12 protein-coding genes are annotated in these 15,077 nt (G+C 70.9%); 7 read left to right on the top strand and 5 right to left on the bottom strand.

The window, feature by feature from the left end; translation table 11 throughout:
* The first annotated feature begins 106 nt into the window (after positions 1–106).
* Positions 107–481: a response regulator gene (locus tag Aco03nite_RS05175; protein ID WP_203793544.1), complete on the top strand. Its 375-nt coding sequence runs from the start codon at positions 107–109 to the stop codon at positions 479–481.
* Between the two features lie 3 nt (positions 482–484).
* On the opposite strand, the gene Aco03nite_RS05170 is transcribed toward Aco03nite_RS05175, so the two are convergent.
* Positions 485–2,650 carry a glycoside hydrolase family 3 C-terminal domain-containing protein gene (locus Aco03nite_RS05170; RefSeq protein ID WP_203793543.1) on the bottom strand — a complete coding sequence of 722 codons (2,166 nt, stop codon included), beginning with the start codon at positions 2,648–2,650 and terminating at the stop codon, positions 485–487.
* Positions 2,651–2,747: 97 nt separating this feature from the next.
* Here Aco03nite_RS05170 and Aco03nite_RS05165 point away from each other — a divergent pair, with 97 nt between their 5' ends.
* Entirely contained in the window at positions 2,748–3,335 is a 588-nt protein-coding gene (locus Aco03nite_RS05165) for a TetR/AcrR family transcriptional regulator (RefSeq protein WP_239144927.1), read from the top strand.
* A 20-nt stretch (positions 3,336–3,355) separates the two neighbouring features.
* Here the strand turns inward: Aco03nite_RS05165 and Aco03nite_RS05160 are convergent, their stop codons facing one another.
* On the bottom strand, positions 3,356–4,600 hold the full coding sequence (locus tag Aco03nite_RS05160) for an NYN domain-containing protein (protein ID WP_203793541.1): 1,245 nt from the start codon (positions 4,598–4,600) through the stop codon (positions 3,356–3,358).
* Positions 4,601–4,698: 98 nt separating this feature from the next.
* On the opposite strand from Aco03nite_RS05160, the gene Aco03nite_RS05155 reads away from it, so the two are divergent.
* Positions 4,699–5,172: a hypothetical protein gene (locus Aco03nite_RS05155; RefSeq protein ID WP_203793539.1), complete on the top strand. Its 474-nt coding sequence runs from the start codon at positions 4,699–4,701 to the stop codon at positions 5,170–5,172.
* A 62-nt stretch (positions 5,173–5,234) separates the two neighbouring features.
* Here the strand turns inward: Aco03nite_RS05155 and Aco03nite_RS05150 are convergent, their stop codons facing one another.
* On the bottom strand, positions 5,235–7,307 hold the full coding sequence (locus Aco03nite_RS05150; protein WP_239144926.1) for a sigma-70 family RNA polymerase sigma factor: 2,073 nt from the start codon (positions 7,305–7,307) through the stop codon (positions 5,235–5,237).
* A 160-nt stretch (positions 7,308–7,467) separates the two neighbouring features.
* Between Aco03nite_RS05150 and Aco03nite_RS05145 the strand changes: the two genes are divergently transcribed.
* Positions 7,468–9,012 carry a DNA polymerase IV gene (locus Aco03nite_RS05145; RefSeq protein WP_239144925.1) on the top strand — a complete coding sequence of 515 codons (1,545 nt, stop codon included), beginning with the start codon at positions 7,468–7,470 and terminating at the stop codon, positions 9,010–9,012.
* On the opposite strand, the gene Aco03nite_RS05140 is transcribed toward Aco03nite_RS05145, so the two are convergent.
* Entirely contained in the window at positions 8,969–9,640 is a 672-nt protein-coding gene (locus tag Aco03nite_RS05140) for a hypothetical protein (protein ID WP_203793533.1), read from the bottom strand. The genes Aco03nite_RS05145 and Aco03nite_RS05140 overlap by 44 nt on opposite strands.
* 138 nt (positions 9,641–9,778) lie before the next feature.
* On the bottom strand, positions 9,779–9,964 hold the full coding sequence (locus Aco03nite_RS52655) for a hypothetical protein (RefSeq protein ID WP_239144924.1): 186 nt from the start codon (positions 9,962–9,964) through the stop codon (positions 9,779–9,781).
* Between the two features lie 373 nt (positions 9,965–10,337).
* On the opposite strand from Aco03nite_RS52655, the gene ctaD reads away from it, so the two are divergent.
* The 3 genes from ctaD (at position 10,338) to Aco03nite_RS05120 (ending at position 14,993) form a co-directional block, all read left to right on the top strand.
* Entirely contained in the window at positions 10,338–12,086 is a 1,749-nt protein-coding gene (gene ctaD, locus Aco03nite_RS05130) for an aa3-type cytochrome oxidase subunit I (protein WP_203793532.1), read from the top strand.
* A 133-nt stretch (positions 12,087–12,219) separates the two neighbouring features.
* Positions 12,220–13,761: a hypothetical protein gene (locus Aco03nite_RS05125; RefSeq protein WP_203793530.1), complete on the top strand. Its 1,542-nt coding sequence runs from the start codon at positions 12,220–12,222 to the stop codon at positions 13,759–13,761.
* A gap of 53 nt (positions 13,762–13,814) precedes the next feature.
* A complete protein-coding gene (locus tag Aco03nite_RS05120) occupies positions 13,815–14,993 on the top strand; it encodes a M20 family metallopeptidase (RefSeq protein WP_239144923.1) in 1,179 nt (392 codons plus the stop codon).
* The last annotated feature ends 84 nt before the right edge of the window (positions 14,994–15,077 follow it).

Genomic DNA, 15,077 nt, shown 5'->3' with positions numbered 1-15,077 from the left:
CGCGCATGGCCGGAAGCTTACCGGCGTACTTTCCGAAGAGCCACCCACCCGGCGGGTATGTCGGGATATGGTCCGAGCACAGAGTGCAACGATCGGGGGGAGCCGCGTGACGACCGTCCTGGTGGCCGACGACGACGCCGACATCCGCGACCTGGTGGCCTTCAAGCTGGAGCAGGCCGGGCTGGAAGTGCTGGCGGTCGGTGACGGTCAGACCGCAGTCGAGACGGCGCGTTCCCGGCTGCCCACGCTGGCCGTGCTGGACGTCTCGATGCCGGGGCTCTCGGGCATCGACGTGTGCCGGATGCTGCGTTCCGACCCGAGCACCGCCGGCATGCTGATCATCATGCTCACCGCGCGGGTGCAGGAGCAGGACGTCGAGGGCGGGTTCAGCGCCGGGGCGGACGACTACGTGACCAAGCCGTTCAGCCCGCGCGAGCTGGTGTCCCGGATCCAGGCACTGCTCACGCGGGCGCGAACGTAGATCTCAGTTGGCGGCCTCGACCAGTTTGTCCAGGTCGCCGACCGTGATCGGCATGCCCGGGAAGACAGCCATCCGGCTCAGCGGCAGGCTGCCCAGCATCATCAGCATCTCCGGGGCCAGCGGCCGGTCGGTCGCCCCGAGCGCGGTCTTGAGCACCTCGGCGCCCCGCGGGTCGGCCAGCCACTCGTCGACGCTGGAGTCGGCGGTCAGCGGCACCCGGGCCGGGTCACCCGCCACGTGCACGGTCACGGTGGCCCGGATGTCCCGGGACGAGGAGCCGACCTCGATCACGTACTCGCCGTCCTCGACGATCCACCTGCCGAGACGGATGTCCCAGTAGGCGAGGTCCTCGCGCTCGACGGTCAGCGTCACCTCGGTGGTGTCCCCGGACGTGATCGGGACGCTGGCGAACGCCTTCAGCTCCCGCGGCGCCCGGCGCACCCGGGAACCGGGCAGGCTCACGTACACCTGCACCACCTCACGGCCGTCCCAGTCGCCGGTGTTGGTCACCGCGACCCGCACCTCGACGCCGGACGGTGACGCCGAGGCGCGGGCCGCACCGTAACCGAAGGTGGTGTAGGAGAGGCCGAACCCGAACGGGTACGCGACCTCGGCATCGCGCGCGTCGAAGCCCCGGTAACCGACGTGCAGGCCCTCGCCGTACCGGACGTGGCCGTGCTCGCCCGGGAAGTCCAGGTACGACGGGTGGTCGGCGAGTTTCACCGGGATGGTCTCGGCCAGCCGCCCGGACGGGTTGACCCGGCCGAACAGCACGTCGGCCAGGGCGCTGCCGCCGGCCTGGCCCAGCAGCCAGCCCTCGACCAGGGCGGGCACCTGCTCGTCCCACGGCTTGGTGGCGAGCACGGCGCCGTTGGAGAGCACCACGATCGTCCGCGGGTTGGCGGCGGCGACCCGCTCGATCAGCGCGAGCTGCGTGGCCGGCAGGTCGATCGACTCCCGGTCGGCGCCCTCGGTCTCGTGCACGCTGCCGGCGAACACGATCGCCACGTCCGACTCCCGGGCCACCGCCACGGCCTCGGCCAGCAGGCCCTCGTCGGAGTCGCCCTCGACGGTGTAACCGGGCGCGAACCGGACCGGCGCGCCGGACGCCTGGATCGCGGTGAGCGCGTCGTCGAGCCGGGTCGGGGTGATCTGCGAGCTGCCGCCGCCCTGGTAGCGCGGGGTGCGGGCGAACTCGCCGAGCACGGCGACCGACTGCTGGTCGTTGAGCGGCAGCAGGCCACCGTCGTTCTTCAGCAGGACGATCGCCCGGCCGGCGATCTCCCGGGCCAGCGCGTGGTGGGCGTCGGCGTCATAGGTCCCGGCCGGCCGGTCCCCGGCCTTCTCCACCAGCTTCTGTACGAGCTCCGCACTGCGCCGCAGCGCCGCCGGGTCCAGCCGCCCCGCCTCGACGGCGGTCACCAGTGCCCGGTCACCGACCGGATCCGGGCCGGGCATGGTCAGGTCGAGACCGGCGGCGATCGCCGCGACCCGGTCGACGACGGCGCCCCAGTCCGAGACGACCAGGCCCTCGAAGCCCCACTCGCCGCGCAGCACCTCGGTGAGCAGCCAGTGGTGCTCGCTGGCGTACACCCCGTTGATCTTGTTGTACGCGCACATCACGGTCCACGGCTGGGCCCGGGTGACCACCTTGTGGAAGGCGCGCAGGTACATCTCCCGCAGCGTGCGCTCGTCGACGTCGGCGCTGATCCGCATCCGGTCGGTCTCCTGGCTGTTCACCGCGAAGTGCTTCAGCGACGCGCCGACACCCCGGCTCTGCAGGCCGCGGACCCACTCGGTGGCGAGGTATCCGGAGAGCAGCGGGTCCTCGGAGAAGTACTCGAAGTTGCGGCCGCCGAGCGGGCTGCGCTTGAGGTTGACACCCGGGCCGAGCAGCACCGCGATGTCCTGGGCGCGGCACTCGTCGCCGAGCGCCTCACCCATCCGGTGCAGCAGCTCCGGATCCCAGGTGGAGGCGCTGGCCACGGCCGGCGGGAAACAGGTGGCCGGAACACCGGCCAGCAGGTCGTCGCCCTCGGCCTGCACCCGCACGCCGTGCGGGCCGTCGGTGACGATCACGGAGGGGAGGCCGGCGGACTCGACGGCCTCGGTGTGCCACATGTCGTTGCCGCTGGTGATCGCCGCTTGTTCCGAGGTCGTGAGTGCCATGTCCCCACCCTTACTGAGTACCTACTAGGTATTAACTACCTCGAAACATAGCCAGCTCAGAACGGGTCTCGCAAGGGGCTGCTGGTAGGAAAGAGCTGTGCAGAGACGTGACAGATCCCGGCTGCCGGCCGCCGAACGGCGCCGCCAGATCCTCGAGATGACCACCAAGCTGATCGCCGAGCGCGGCTTCTGGGGGCTGTCGATGCAGGACGTCGCCGACGGCTGCGGGCTCACCGTGCCCGGCATGCTGCACCACGTCGGCTCCAAGGACAGCCTGCTGGTGGCCGTCCTGGAATACCGCGACGAACAGGACGCGCTGTCGCTGGCCGAGAAACTCGGGCGGCCCGTGCACCAGCTCTGGAGCGACGGGCGGATCACCCTGCCCGAGGTGTGCACCGCCGTCGTCGCGCGCAACGCCGGGCAACCCGAGATCGTCCGGCTGTTCGCGGTGCTGGAAGCCGAGTCGCTCGCCCCCGGGCACCCCGCCTACGACTACTTCCGCCTGCGGCAGAGCACCACCTTGAACCAGTTCGCCGGGCTCGCCGACAGCGGCGTCACCGACCCGCACGGGCTCGCCGTGCAGGTCGTCGCCATGATGGACGGCCTGCAGATCCAGTGGCTGCGTGAACCCTCGACGTTCGACCTGGTCAAAGCCTGGGAGGCGGCGGCCGCCCGGCTCTTCTAGGCCCCGGATTCCGGGCCCTTTCAGGCCTTCGGGTCCACCGCTCCCAGCCAGAAACGCACCTCGGCGCACTCGTCCTCGGTCAGGGCGATCGCGGCCGCGTCCGCCCGGTTCAGCACGTTGTCGGCGAACGCCGCGGCGATCTCGTCCGCGTCCGGCGACGGCTGCCGGTAGAGCGGGGCCCCGCCGAACGCCGTGCCCCGGGTGACGAACGCGATCGCCGAACGGCTCACGTCCACACCCTGCTCGGCCAGCCGGTCCCGGGCCCAGCGGGTCGCCTCGGTCAGGTTGAAATGATGCGACGCGGCATAGTCGGCCAGCGCCCGGTAGACCGGCGGCCACATCTCCCGCGGCAGCCGCGGCAGCCCCAGCGGGGAACTGAGCCGCACGATCGGCTCCGGGGCCGGACCGGTGGTGCCGGTCGTCTCCGGCGGGCCATGGCGGCTGTCGTCCCAGACGAAATGATTCGAGAATTTGGCGTACGGCAGACGAAGGCTCTCCAGCGCGCGCACGAACCCGCCGAAACCGAACCAGTTCGACTCGTCCACGCCGGTGCCCAGCTGACGCCGCAGATCGTGGGCCAGCGACGCCAGGTTCAGCGGACTCGGCGCCGCGGTGAACCGCCAGGTCACCAGGTCACGGAACTGGTCGTAGGAGGCCTCGGCGTGCTCCTCACCCGGCGGATTGACCACCACCTGGTCCTCGTCGCTCTCCACCGGCTCGCCCTGCACCAGCTCCAGCAGCTCCTGGCTGACGATGAGCCGGTCGGCGACCGAGGTGAAGGCGAGGGCCGCGTCGGCCGGGGAGACGATCGTGGTGCGGCGGTCGGCACGGCGCAGGCGTACCAGCAGGGGGGTCATGTCCGAGTCGCCGGAGGCGATGACGAACTCCTCGTGCGTCACCGGATCGGCCAGCGCGTCGACCGCGTCCACCACCATCCGGATGTCCGCGGCGTTCTTCGTGTGGGTCAGCCTCGGGCAGTCGATCACCTCGAAACCGGCGTTCACGAAGTACGGCCGGAAGCGCGAGTAGTACAACCGCTGCTGGCCGCTCGCCGGATCCGGATGCGGCACCCAGCCGCCCGGATTCATGTAACAGCGCAGGATCAGCCACCGTCGCGGACCGTCGACGGTCAGCGAGGTGGTCAACCGGGACAGCCAGGCACCCGGTTCCTCGGCGAACTGAATCGCCACGTCCGGGTCCTGCCGGATCAACGCACTGAACACATTGTCGAAGTCCAGGTACAGTGCGGCGCGTACACGAGCCATGACCGAGAACCTACCGTGCGTCGCACAGCGGGGGCGGCAGGCACGCTCCGAAAGACGATTGACTCACTGTGTTTCACAGAGAGTGATCGGAGCGCTTCGTGCAGCTGGCCCAGGTACTCGACGTCGTAGAGACACTGCTCACGGCCTCGGGACACCCGGAGATCGAGGCGGTGGAACGGTACGGAACGGACACCGCACCCGGCGGACCGTCCCCGGCCGGCATCCGCGTCCGCTACACCGACGGCGCGCTGGCCTACCTCTGGGGCGCGATCTGGCCCGGCGAGACCGACCTGCCCGTGCCGGACCGCCTGCCGCCGCCCGCGGGCCGCCGCCCCGACCGCCTGGCCGTCCTGGCCGCGATGCTGCTGGACGCACACCGGCCGCCCGCCCTCCGGGCCTGGCAGCTGGTCGCCCTGGCCGACCTGGGCCCACCCGGCGAACGCGGCAAGGCCCCCCGGGGCCTCCGCATCGTCTGCGCCGACGGCACCTCCCTGCTGCTGCGCACCACCGCGGCCGGCGGCCCCCACCGAGCCGCCGAGGACGAACCCTGGCCCGACTGGCGCGTCACCTGAGGCGTTGGGTCGGACAGTCTGGCGTTCGTGGTCCGGCCCGGCCATCCGTTTTCAGCCGGGCTTCAGGAAGACCCCGCCATCGACGCGCCCATCCCGTTGCCGGTCTGCAGGAACGCGGTCCCGGGCAGCCCACCACGCGCGTTGCGGGCCCCCTCGGCCTCCGCCGGATCGGTGGACCGCAGGGTGACCCCCGGCTCCTGCCAGCTGTTGTTGTTCTGACTCGCGGCGGTCGACAGGCTCTGCTCACCCCGGCCGTTGTCGATCGCCACGTTGTTGCGCATCACCGCGGGGGCGGTGCGGAAGGCGAAACCCAGACCCTCGTTGTCGTACGCGGTGTTGTTGCCCAGTTCGATCCCGGCGGTGTTCCCCTCGTCGGTGAATCCCGCTCCGGCGTTGAGCCACGCCGCGTTGTGCCGCAGATGATGGGTGGCGTGCAGTTTCTGATCACCGCCGCCGAGGGCGAACCCGTTGCCACCGTTGCGGTACGACCAGTTGTACTCCAGCGCCACCCGGCTCTGGAACGCGCCCAGATCGATGCCGTCGCGCGCGTTGCCGGACGCCCGGTTGCCCCGGACCAGGTTGCCGTCCCCGGACCCGAACTGCACCGACAGCCCGGAGCCCTGGTTGGCGCGGAAATCGTTGTCCAGCACCTGGTTCCCGGCGGTTCCGGGATCCCGGAGCATCAGCCCGACACCCGCGTTGTCGTGCAGGTTCAGCCGCTGGAAGACGTTGTCCACACAGGCCAGACAGGTCCAGGTGGCGGCCCGTGCGCCGGTCACCTCGAGATCGCGGACGGTCCAGTGGGAGCCCCGCTGGACGATCGCCCACTGTCCCGCCGGAATGCCCGAGGCGTCGATGACCGCCTGTTCCCCGTCGTACCCGCTGATCGTGATCCGGTTGTCTCCCGATCCGTCGGTGTCGATCTCGATCGTCGAGGTGGGACGGTGTGTTCCGCCCCGCAAGACGATGCTCTGCCCCGGTTTCACCAGATCAACTGCTTTTTTGATCGTCCGGTACGGGTGGGAGAGGCTGCCGTCACCGTCGTCCGAGCCGTCCGGCGCCACCACGATGCGGCTTCCCGTGGCGTTCCCGGCGACCCGCTCCGTCCTCTCGGCGGCCGGGCTCACGCTCGCGCCCACCGTCGGGGACGGCCGGGCCGGAGCGCTGGCCACCGGCGGATCGATCGCCACCGGGGCCGGCGGGGCAGCCGGGTCGTGCAGCACCGCGAAGATCAGCCCGCCCCCGGCCGCCACCGTCACCATCGCCGCGACCGCCTTCCAGGGCAGCGTCCGGCCCACCGCCACGACCGGCGGGGCCACTCCGGCCTCGGCCGCCGTCCGGATCCCGGCCCAGAGCGCGACCGGCACCGGCAACGCGACGGTGCCCAGCAGCAGCCGCTCCGGGGAGACCATCCCGGCCTGGTAGACGTGACACTTCGGACAGTCCCGCACGTGCCGGGAGAGACGTTTGCGCCACACCGAGTCGACGGTGCCGTCCCAGAACCGGATCGTGCTGGACAGCTCCGGGCAGATCGGCCGGGCCCGCAGCGCCCGCACCACCCCACGGGCCAGTTCGAGTCGTGACTTCATCCGCTGGACCCGTACCGCGGCGTGGTTCGGGCGCAGCCCCAGGGCGTCGGCCAGCTCGGCCCGGGACAGGTCGCCGCGGGCCTCCTGCCACCAGAGCCCGAGCAGTTCGCGGTCGGCGTCCTCCAGCCAGCGGGTGGCCTCGGCCAGCTCACGCCGCTGGCCGGTGACGACCATCTCGGCGGTGGTCCGTTCGGCGAAGTCGCCGTCCGGGTCGGGCAGGTCCACCGGCTCCGCGTGGTGCCGCCGCCGGCGGGCGGTCCGCTGGGTCCGCAGATGGGCCTGGACCCGGCGGTACGCGATCGCCACCAGCCACGACCGGAACCGTTCCGGGTCACGCAGGCCGGCCAGCCCGTTGATCGCCTGGAGCATGGTGTCCTGCACCAGGTCGTCGACGTCCGGGTGCCCGGGCAGCGTCCGCCCGACGACGTCGTAGACCAGCGGGAGGTGGTCGGCGAACAGCCGGTCCCGCGCGCCGGTGTCACCCCGCTGAGCGTCCCGGACCAGCCCCGGGACGGCATGTACGACCGCGGTCCGACTCTCCGGCACCGTCCGCTTCCTCCGCTCGGCGTCGTTCACGTGCATCGACCGGCGTCGTGTTCCGCCGGAGCGCGAGCCGATGGTGGCACAGTGTTTCGCCGGCTGTAAACCTGCTCCTGGTAGCGCTCCCACGGCACATTTGTCGTACCCCGCGCCTACGCTGCGGATCGTGAGGGGGAGAGCCAGCATTCTGCACGTCGACCTGGACGCGATGTTCGCCGCCGTCGAGCAGCGCGACAAACCCTCGCTGCGGGGCAAGCCGGTGATCGTCGGCGGGGTGGCCGGGCGGGGCGTGGTGTCCACCGCGTCCTACGAGGCTCGGGCCTTCGGCGCGCACTCGGCGATGCCGATGGCCCAGGCCCGGCGGCTGTGCCCGCCCAACACCGCCTACCTGTCGCCACGGTTCCCGGCCTATCAGCGGACCAGCGCCGTCGTCATGGAGCTGCTGGCCGGCGTCTCCCCGCTGGTCGAGCAGGTCTCCATCGACGAGGCGTTCGTCGACCTGGCCGCCACCGACCACGACCTCAGCGTCGCCGGGATCACCGCTCTGTCCCGCCGGTTGAAAGCGGACATCGCCGCCGCGACCGGTGGTGTCACCGGCTCGATCGGCGCCGCCTCCAGCAAACTCCTCGCCAAGATCGGCTCGGATCTGAACAAGCCCGACGGGCTCACCGTCGTCGCCCCCGGTGACGAGCTGACCACCCTGCACCCGATGCCGGTCCGGCGCCTCGGCGGGGTCGGCCCGGCCACCGAGCAGCGCCTGCACCGGGCCCGCGTCCGCACGGTCGGCGAGCTGGCCGCCGTCCCCTTGGAGGATCTGGTCGACTGGTTCGGCACCGCACACGGCCACGGCCTGTTCCGGTTGGCCCGCGCCGACGACCCGCGCCCGGTGGTCAGCTCGCGCGAGACGAAATCGGTGTCCGCCGAGGAGACCTTCGACATCGACGTCACCGACCCGGCCCGGCTGATCCACGAGCTGGACCTGCTCTCCGCCCGGGTCGCGGCCCGGCTGCGCCGCTCCGGCCTGACCGGCCGCACGGTCAACATCAAGGTTCGCCACCCCGACTTCACCACGGTCACCCGGGCACTCACCAGAGACCAGCCCACCGACGACGGCGAGCTGATAGCCGCCCAGGCCCGCCGCCTGCTGGCCGAGATCCCGACGTACGGAGGCATCCGCCTGCTCGGCGTCGGAGTCTCCACGCTGTACGACTTCGCCCAGGACGACCTCTTCACCGCCGCCGGCGAGGACCCACCCACCCTCGACTTCCCGGACGACCCGACCCCGTTCCCGCCCGCTGACTCGTCCACCTCGCCCGGTCTCTCCGCCGCGCTCGCGACGTCGCCTTCCGCACCCGCCCCTTCTTCGGGTTCGGCTTCGTCGCCCGAGACCTCCTTCTCCTCCGGCCCTTCCTCCGTTGCTCCTCCCGCCCTCTCCGGAGCCTCCCTCGCCGCCGGGCCTTCCTCCCTCGCCACCTCCTCCGCGGCGGTGCGGGTGTGGCGGCCGGGGCAGGACGTGCGGCACGACGAGCACGGGACGGGATGGGTGCACGGCAGCGGCATCGGGCGGGTCACGGTCCGTTTCGAGGGGCCGAACACCCCGATCGGCAGGGTCCGCACGTTCTTCGTCGACGACCCTCATTTGCAGGCCGCCGACCCGCCCGACTGGGTCATCCCGTCTTCCGAGTCGGAGGCGGACCGCGGTCCGGAATGACCGTGCTGTGCAACAGGGCGCCCCGGATCTCCGCCATCACCGCGTGCGGCACCGAGCCGCAGGTGTCCCTGGGCAGACCCGGGTGAACCCATCCTCCGTCGGCACCGACCACGGCGATCCACGGCACGTCCACCTTCACCAGGTCGCACTGCGCCGGCACCGCCCCACCGGCGAGGCCCGGCGTCCCGGCCGCGGTTTCGTCGGGTGTCCGCATCGCGCGCACCAGGGCGGTGACGTACCCGGTGCGTTCCTCACGCACCACCAGCCGGAGTCCACCGCCACCGTCCCCGGCCGGTTTTCCGTCCTCGGCCGGTCGCTGCCGGCAGAAGACGACTGCCGAGGCCTGGTATGCGGAGTCGAGCAACGGAAGCGTCAGCAGCTCCGCGCCGGCCTCGTCGCCGAACCGCACCGATGGCTCCTCGGCGCAGGACGACCACGCGGCGTGGACCTCCAGCGCCGCCGACGACCGCCCCCCGACCGCCGTTGCCGCCGACGACCGAGCCCCGACCACCGGCACCGTCGCCGGCTCACCGCCGCCGCCGTCAGCACCGTCGTCGTGGTCGCAGGCGGCGCCGGCCGTGGCCAGCACCATCACCATGGCCGCGCCGGTCAGCCCGCGGAATGTCATGCGCTTGATCCTCGATGCCGTTCCCCACGCATGTCAGTGGTTCCAGATCTTCCATCCTTCTACCGCCCCGGCCTCGCCGGTCGTTTCCGGTTCAGGGACAAAGGTCAGGGACAAAGGTCAGGGGGCGGGGGTTCGGGGTCAGAGGGACGCGACGGTCAGCCACTCGGCGGAGCGGGGCCGGTACCCGTAGCGGTGGCACAGGCCGTGGACGATCGCCGCGACGTGGCCGGCCCCGTAGACGACCGCGACCTCGATGTCCTCGCCGCCGCGTTCCTCGTGCAAGCGGCAGAGGGTCCGCAGCAGCCGCTCGTCACGGTCGCGCAAACTCCGTCGTCGTCCCGGATGCCCTCGGTGACGATCACGTCCGCGGTACGCAGCCGCCGGCTCACGTCGGCGTAGAACGACACCTCCGCCATATGGATCATCGGATAGATCACGTAGCTCATCGGCGTCCCCGGCCGCCGCAACCGCAGCGCCGCCGACCGTACGCCCCATTCGGTGAATTCGATGATCTGCATGACGGCCCCCCAACCGTGTGGGGCCAGGGTGACACCGCCCCTCAATGTCGATCACCGGGTGGGCACAGTCCCGGCGGCGGCGCAAGAACGGCGGCGGGACTGTGCGGATGATGCACGACCCTTCGCCCGGACTGCGAACCTCGCCGGACAGCGGTACGAACGTCCAGGGAGGACATTCGATGACCGCTGTAAGCCCCCGCCCGGTGGAAGCGCGGCCCTGGCCGGCGCGGCGACAGGTCAGAGGTTCCTGGCTGGCCCGGACGATCCGCACCACGGACGCCAAGCAGATCGGGATCATGTATCTGGCCACGGCGTTCGCCTGGTTCGTGATCGGTGGCGCGATGGCGCTGGTGATGCGCGCCGAGCTGGCCCGGCCGGGCATGCAGATGCTGTCGCCGGAGCAGTACAACCAGCTGTTCACCATGCACGGCACGATCATGCTGCTGTTCTTCGCGACGCCGATCGTGTTCGCCTTCGCCAACTTCGTGGTGCCGATCCAGATCGGCGCGCCCGATGTGGCGTTCCCGAGGCTGAACGGGTTCGCGTACTGGCTGTATCTCTTCGGGGGGTTGATCGCCTTCGGGGGTTTCCTGGTGCCGGGCGGGGCCGCGGATTTCGGCTGGACCGCCTATACGCCGTTGAGCACCTGGCAGCACTCGCCGGGGGTGGGCGGCAACATGTGGGTGGTCGGGCTGGCGCTGTCGGGTGTCGGCACGATCCTCGGCGCGGTCAACATGATCACCACGATCCTGTGCCTGCGGGCGCCGGGAATGACCATGTTCCGCATGCCGATCATGACCTGGAACATCCTGCTGACCAGCGTACTCGTCATCCTGGTCTTCCCGTTCCTGGCGGCCGCGCTCTTCGCGCTGGCCGCGGACCGGGTGCTCGGCGCGCAGGTGTTCGACGTGGCGACCGGCGGGCCGATGTTGTGGCAGCACCTGTTCTGGTTCTTCGGTCATCCCGAGGTCTACATCATCGCGCTGCCGTTCTTCGGGATCATCACCGAGGTGGTGCCGGTGTTCAGCCGTAAACCGGTCTTCGGTTACAAGACACTGGTCGCCGCCACCATTCTGATCACCATGCTGTCGATGAGTGTGTGGGCGCACCACATGTTCGCCACCGGCCAGGTGCTGCTGCCGTTCTTCAGCCTGCTCAGTTATCTGATCGCGATTCCGACCGGGATGAAGTTCTTCGTCTGGATCGGCACCATGTGGCGGGGGCAGCTGACGTTCGAGACGCCGATGCTGTTCGCGGTCGGGTTCATGGTGACGTTCCTGCTCGGCGGGCTGACCGGGGTGCTGCTGGCCTCGCCGCCGGTCGACTTCCACGTGCACGACAGCTATTTCGTGGTGGCCCATTTCCACTACGTGCTGTTCGGGACGATCGTGTTCGCGGTCTTCTCCGGCGTCTATTTCTGGTTCCCGAAGATGTTCGGGCGGATGCTCGACGAACGGCTCGGCAAGGTGCATTTCTGGCTGACGTTCCTCGGGTTCCACGCCACCTTCCTGGTGCAGCACTGGCTGGGCAACGAGGGCATGCCCCGGCGGTACGCGGACTATCTGGCCGCCGACGGGTTCACCTTCCTGAACACGTTCTCCACCATCGGCTCGTTCGTGCTCGGCGCGGCCACGCTGCCGTTCCTCTACAACGTGTGGAAGTCGTACCGGGTGGGCGAGGTGACGGCTCTCGACGATCCGTGGGGTCACGGCAATTCGCTCGAGTGGGCGACGTCGAGTCCGCCGCCGCTACGCAATTTCGACCGGATGCCGCGGATCCGGTCCGAGCGGCCCGCCTTCGACGAGAAGTTTCCACAGCTGGCGGCCGGTGGACAGTCGGCCGCCGGGCCGCCGGAGGGCGGGGCGCGGCCGCTCACCAGCGAATCCACAGGTGGCGCGAGCTATCCGGAGGATCGTTCCGATCGTTGAGGTCTGAGGTTAAAGCGCTGGTTGTCGGCTTTGCGCGTACGTGCTCATCGTGAGTGAGGTTCCGGGGCCCCGTAGCTGATAAAGCGTGCGTTGCGATGAAAGGTCGGACATTCCACGCCCCGGAAGGGACCTCATGCCGACCGTCCTATACGGCCTACTGGCCGCAGCGTTGACGATCCCCGCCGCACCCGCGATGCCGGCCGCCGCCACGCCCCGCGACTGCGCCGTCGGGAACTTCACGGCACACTCCCAGGCCGACCTCGCCCGGATCGCGGTCCTCAACCCGGGCCCGCTCACCAGGGGACTGCCCGCCCTCGCCGACGTCCGGCTCGCGTCGGCCACCGGCACCGTGGACAGCGACGCCCAGCCGTACCGCAGCGTCGCCAGCGGCCGGCACGCCGACGCCCGCGTCCTCGGCCTGCCCTCCGGCGGCGCCGGCGCCTTCCACGGCGAACCCAGCCGCCAGGCGCCGTCCACCAAAGACCTCGCGAGCTTCCGCGCCGCCGGGCTCGCCACCACCGGCACCGGCCGGTCCACCGCCCACGCCACCTGGGACGACGACTACCGCTGTGGGCGCACCGGACCACTCACCCGGTCCGCGACCATGCTCGCCGGACTGTCGATCCTGGACGGCATGCACGCCGGTGGTCAGCGCACCAGTCTCCTGCGGATCGGGCCGGCCGGCTCCGCGCAGAGCGCCACCGATCTGATCGATCTCGGACGAGGGCGACTGGGCGTACGATCCGGGGCCGGTGTCGCCCTCACGGAGCTGGCCCTCTTCGCCGGCACTGCGCAGCAGGTCACGATCCGGGTGGTCAGTCAGCCGACCCTGGAGGCGATCTCCGGCGGGGAGCGGGGGCGGCCCGCGGTCACGTACCGGCCGGCGGTTCTCGAAGTGAAGGCCGCCGGCAAGCCCGCGCGGCTGCTCAAGGATGCCGGGGCCGACGTCTCGGTGGGGTTGCTCGGCGGTCTCGAACCCGGGAAGCCGTCGCCTCTGGAGGCTCGGGTCTCGCTCGGCGGGGTTCGGCAGAAGGTCAAGGGTCTGCAGGTCAAGGCAGAGGCGGAAACCCTGCGGATTGAGGTACGCCTGGGCGGCAGCCGGCTGCTCGATGTGGCGCTCGGGAGTCTCGTGGTCGAGGCCTGTGCGCCGGACGCGGTTCGGCAGGGCGGCGGGGACCGTCCTGGCACCGGCGGGGACCGGCCGGGGATCGGTGGCGGTGACCGGCCGGGTGTCGGCGGGGATCGGCCTGCTTCCGGTGGGGATCGGCCTCGGCCCGGTGGTGGGGATCGGCCGCGGCCCTTCCCCGGTGATGACGACGACGACCAGGACACCTCTTCCGGCGATCAGGACGACGCCGATTCTCCCGACGACTCTTCTCCTGATGACTCTTCTCCTGATGACTCTTCTCCTGATGACTCGGACAATTCGGATTCTCCGGACTTGGATGGCGACTCCCCGAACGGCACTCCCGATGGGGACACGCCGTCGCCGTCGGTCAGCCGGTCGATCGACGTTCCGACGCTTGTCGCCGATCCGGCCCCGGCTCCGGCTCGGGACACGCTCGCGCTGACCGGTGCGAACGTGACCGCCTACGGCTGGGCGGGTGGTGGCCTGATCCTGGCCGGGCTGATCGCCCTGCTGGTCACCCGCCGCCGGCGTCCGTCGAACCGCTGATCCCGATGTCAGCGCCCGGCGTTCCGGCGCCGGGCGCTGATAGTTTCGGTCGTGTGGAACCCGACACCGACGCCGCGGTCGACGAGTGGCAGGCCCGGCTCCTCGGGCTCAGTCACAGCCTGCATGCGGAGCCCGAGGTCGCGTTCGCCGAGCACGCCTCGGCGGCGAAACTGGCGGAGCTGATGCGGTCGGCCGGGTTCACCGTCGAGGAGGGCGCCTGCGGCCTGGCCACGGCGCTGACCGCGACGTACGGCGAAGGCGATCTGACCGTGGGTGTCTGCGCTGAATACGATGCGCTGCCCGGAATCGGTCATGGCTGCGGCCACAACATCATCTGCGCCTCCTCGGCCGGTGCCGCTGTCGCACTGCGGGCGGCCGCCGACCGGTGGGGGTTCCGGATCAAACTGCTCGGCACCCCCGCGGAGGAGAGCGGCGGCGGCAAGCAGCTGATGCTGGAGCGCGGCGCGTTCGACGACGTGACGGTGGCGATGATGGCGCATCCCGGCCCGGCCGCCGACCGGGCCGCGCCGGGGGAGACCACCCAGGCGTGCACCCGGTTCGAGGTGACGTTCCGGGGCCGTCCGGCGCACGCGGCCGGCGCACCCTGGGACGGGGTGAACGCGGCCGACGCGGCAGTGGTCTCGCAGGTGGCGGTGGGCCTGCTCCGCCAGCAGATCCCGCCGGACCACCGGATCGCCGGCTTCGTCCGTTCCGGCGGCGAGAAGACCAACATCATTCCCGAGCAGAGCATTCTCGAGTACGAGGTACGAACCCCCGAAGCCGCCGACCTGACCGCCCTGCGCCGCCGGGTGTGGGCCTGTTTCGAGGCCGGCGCCCTGGCCACCGGCGCCACCGTGGAGTTCCGCCGCACCGAACCGGACTACCTGAACCTGCACAACGACCCCTGGCTGATCACGGCGTACGCGTCCCACCTGCCCGCTTTCGGCCGCACCCCGGTGCCCCTGCCCGGCGGCCTGACAACAGCATCGACGGACATGGGCAACATCAGCCACGTGGTCCCGTCGATCCACCCGATGATCGCCCTACGCGGAGTGACGGCAATGCCCCACACCCACGAGTTCACGACCCAGGCGGCCACCCCACAGGCCGACGAGGCCCTGTTGCACGCCGCAAAGCTGCTGGCCCGAACCGCGGTGACACTGGCCACCGACCCCCAACGCCGAGAGGCCTACACAGCCCACCACCAGTCCCGCCCCCGCCAGGCGCCCTGACCACGCCCCCTTCCCCCACCCGCCCCCGACCCACTCCCGCGCGGTCCTAGCCTTGCGCGGTCCTAGCCTTGCGCGGTCCTAGGT

It is taken from the genome of Actinoplanes couchii, from assembly GCF_016862075.1.
GTDB classification, from domain to species: domain Bacteria; phylum Actinomycetota; class Actinomycetes; order Mycobacteriales; family Micromonosporaceae; genus Actinoplanes; species Actinoplanes couchii.
The sequence above is the reverse complement of the archived record's forward strand: the minus strand, read 5'-3'. Positions and strand labels throughout refer to the sequence as shown.

Coding starts and splice junctions, on each gene's coding strand:
- Aco03nite_RS05170 (WP_203793543.1), bottom strand. CDS start 2,650: ATGGCACTCACGACCTCGGAACAAGCGGCGATCACCAGCGGCAACGAC.
- Aco03nite_RS05125 (WP_203793530.1), top strand. CDS start 12,220: ATGCCGACCGTCCTATACGGCCTACTGGCCGCAGCGTTGACGATCCCC.
- ctaD (WP_203793532.1), top strand. CDS start 10,338: ATGACCGCTGTAAGCCCCCGCCCGGTGGAAGCGCGGCCCTGGCCGGCG.
- Aco03nite_RS05140 (WP_203793533.1), bottom strand. CDS start 9,640: ATGACATTCCGCGGGCTGACCGGCGCGGCCATGGTGATGGTGCTGGCC.
- Aco03nite_RS05160 (WP_203793541.1), bottom strand. CDS start 4,600: ATGGCTCGTGTACGCGCCGCACTGTACCTGGACTTCGACAATGTGTTC.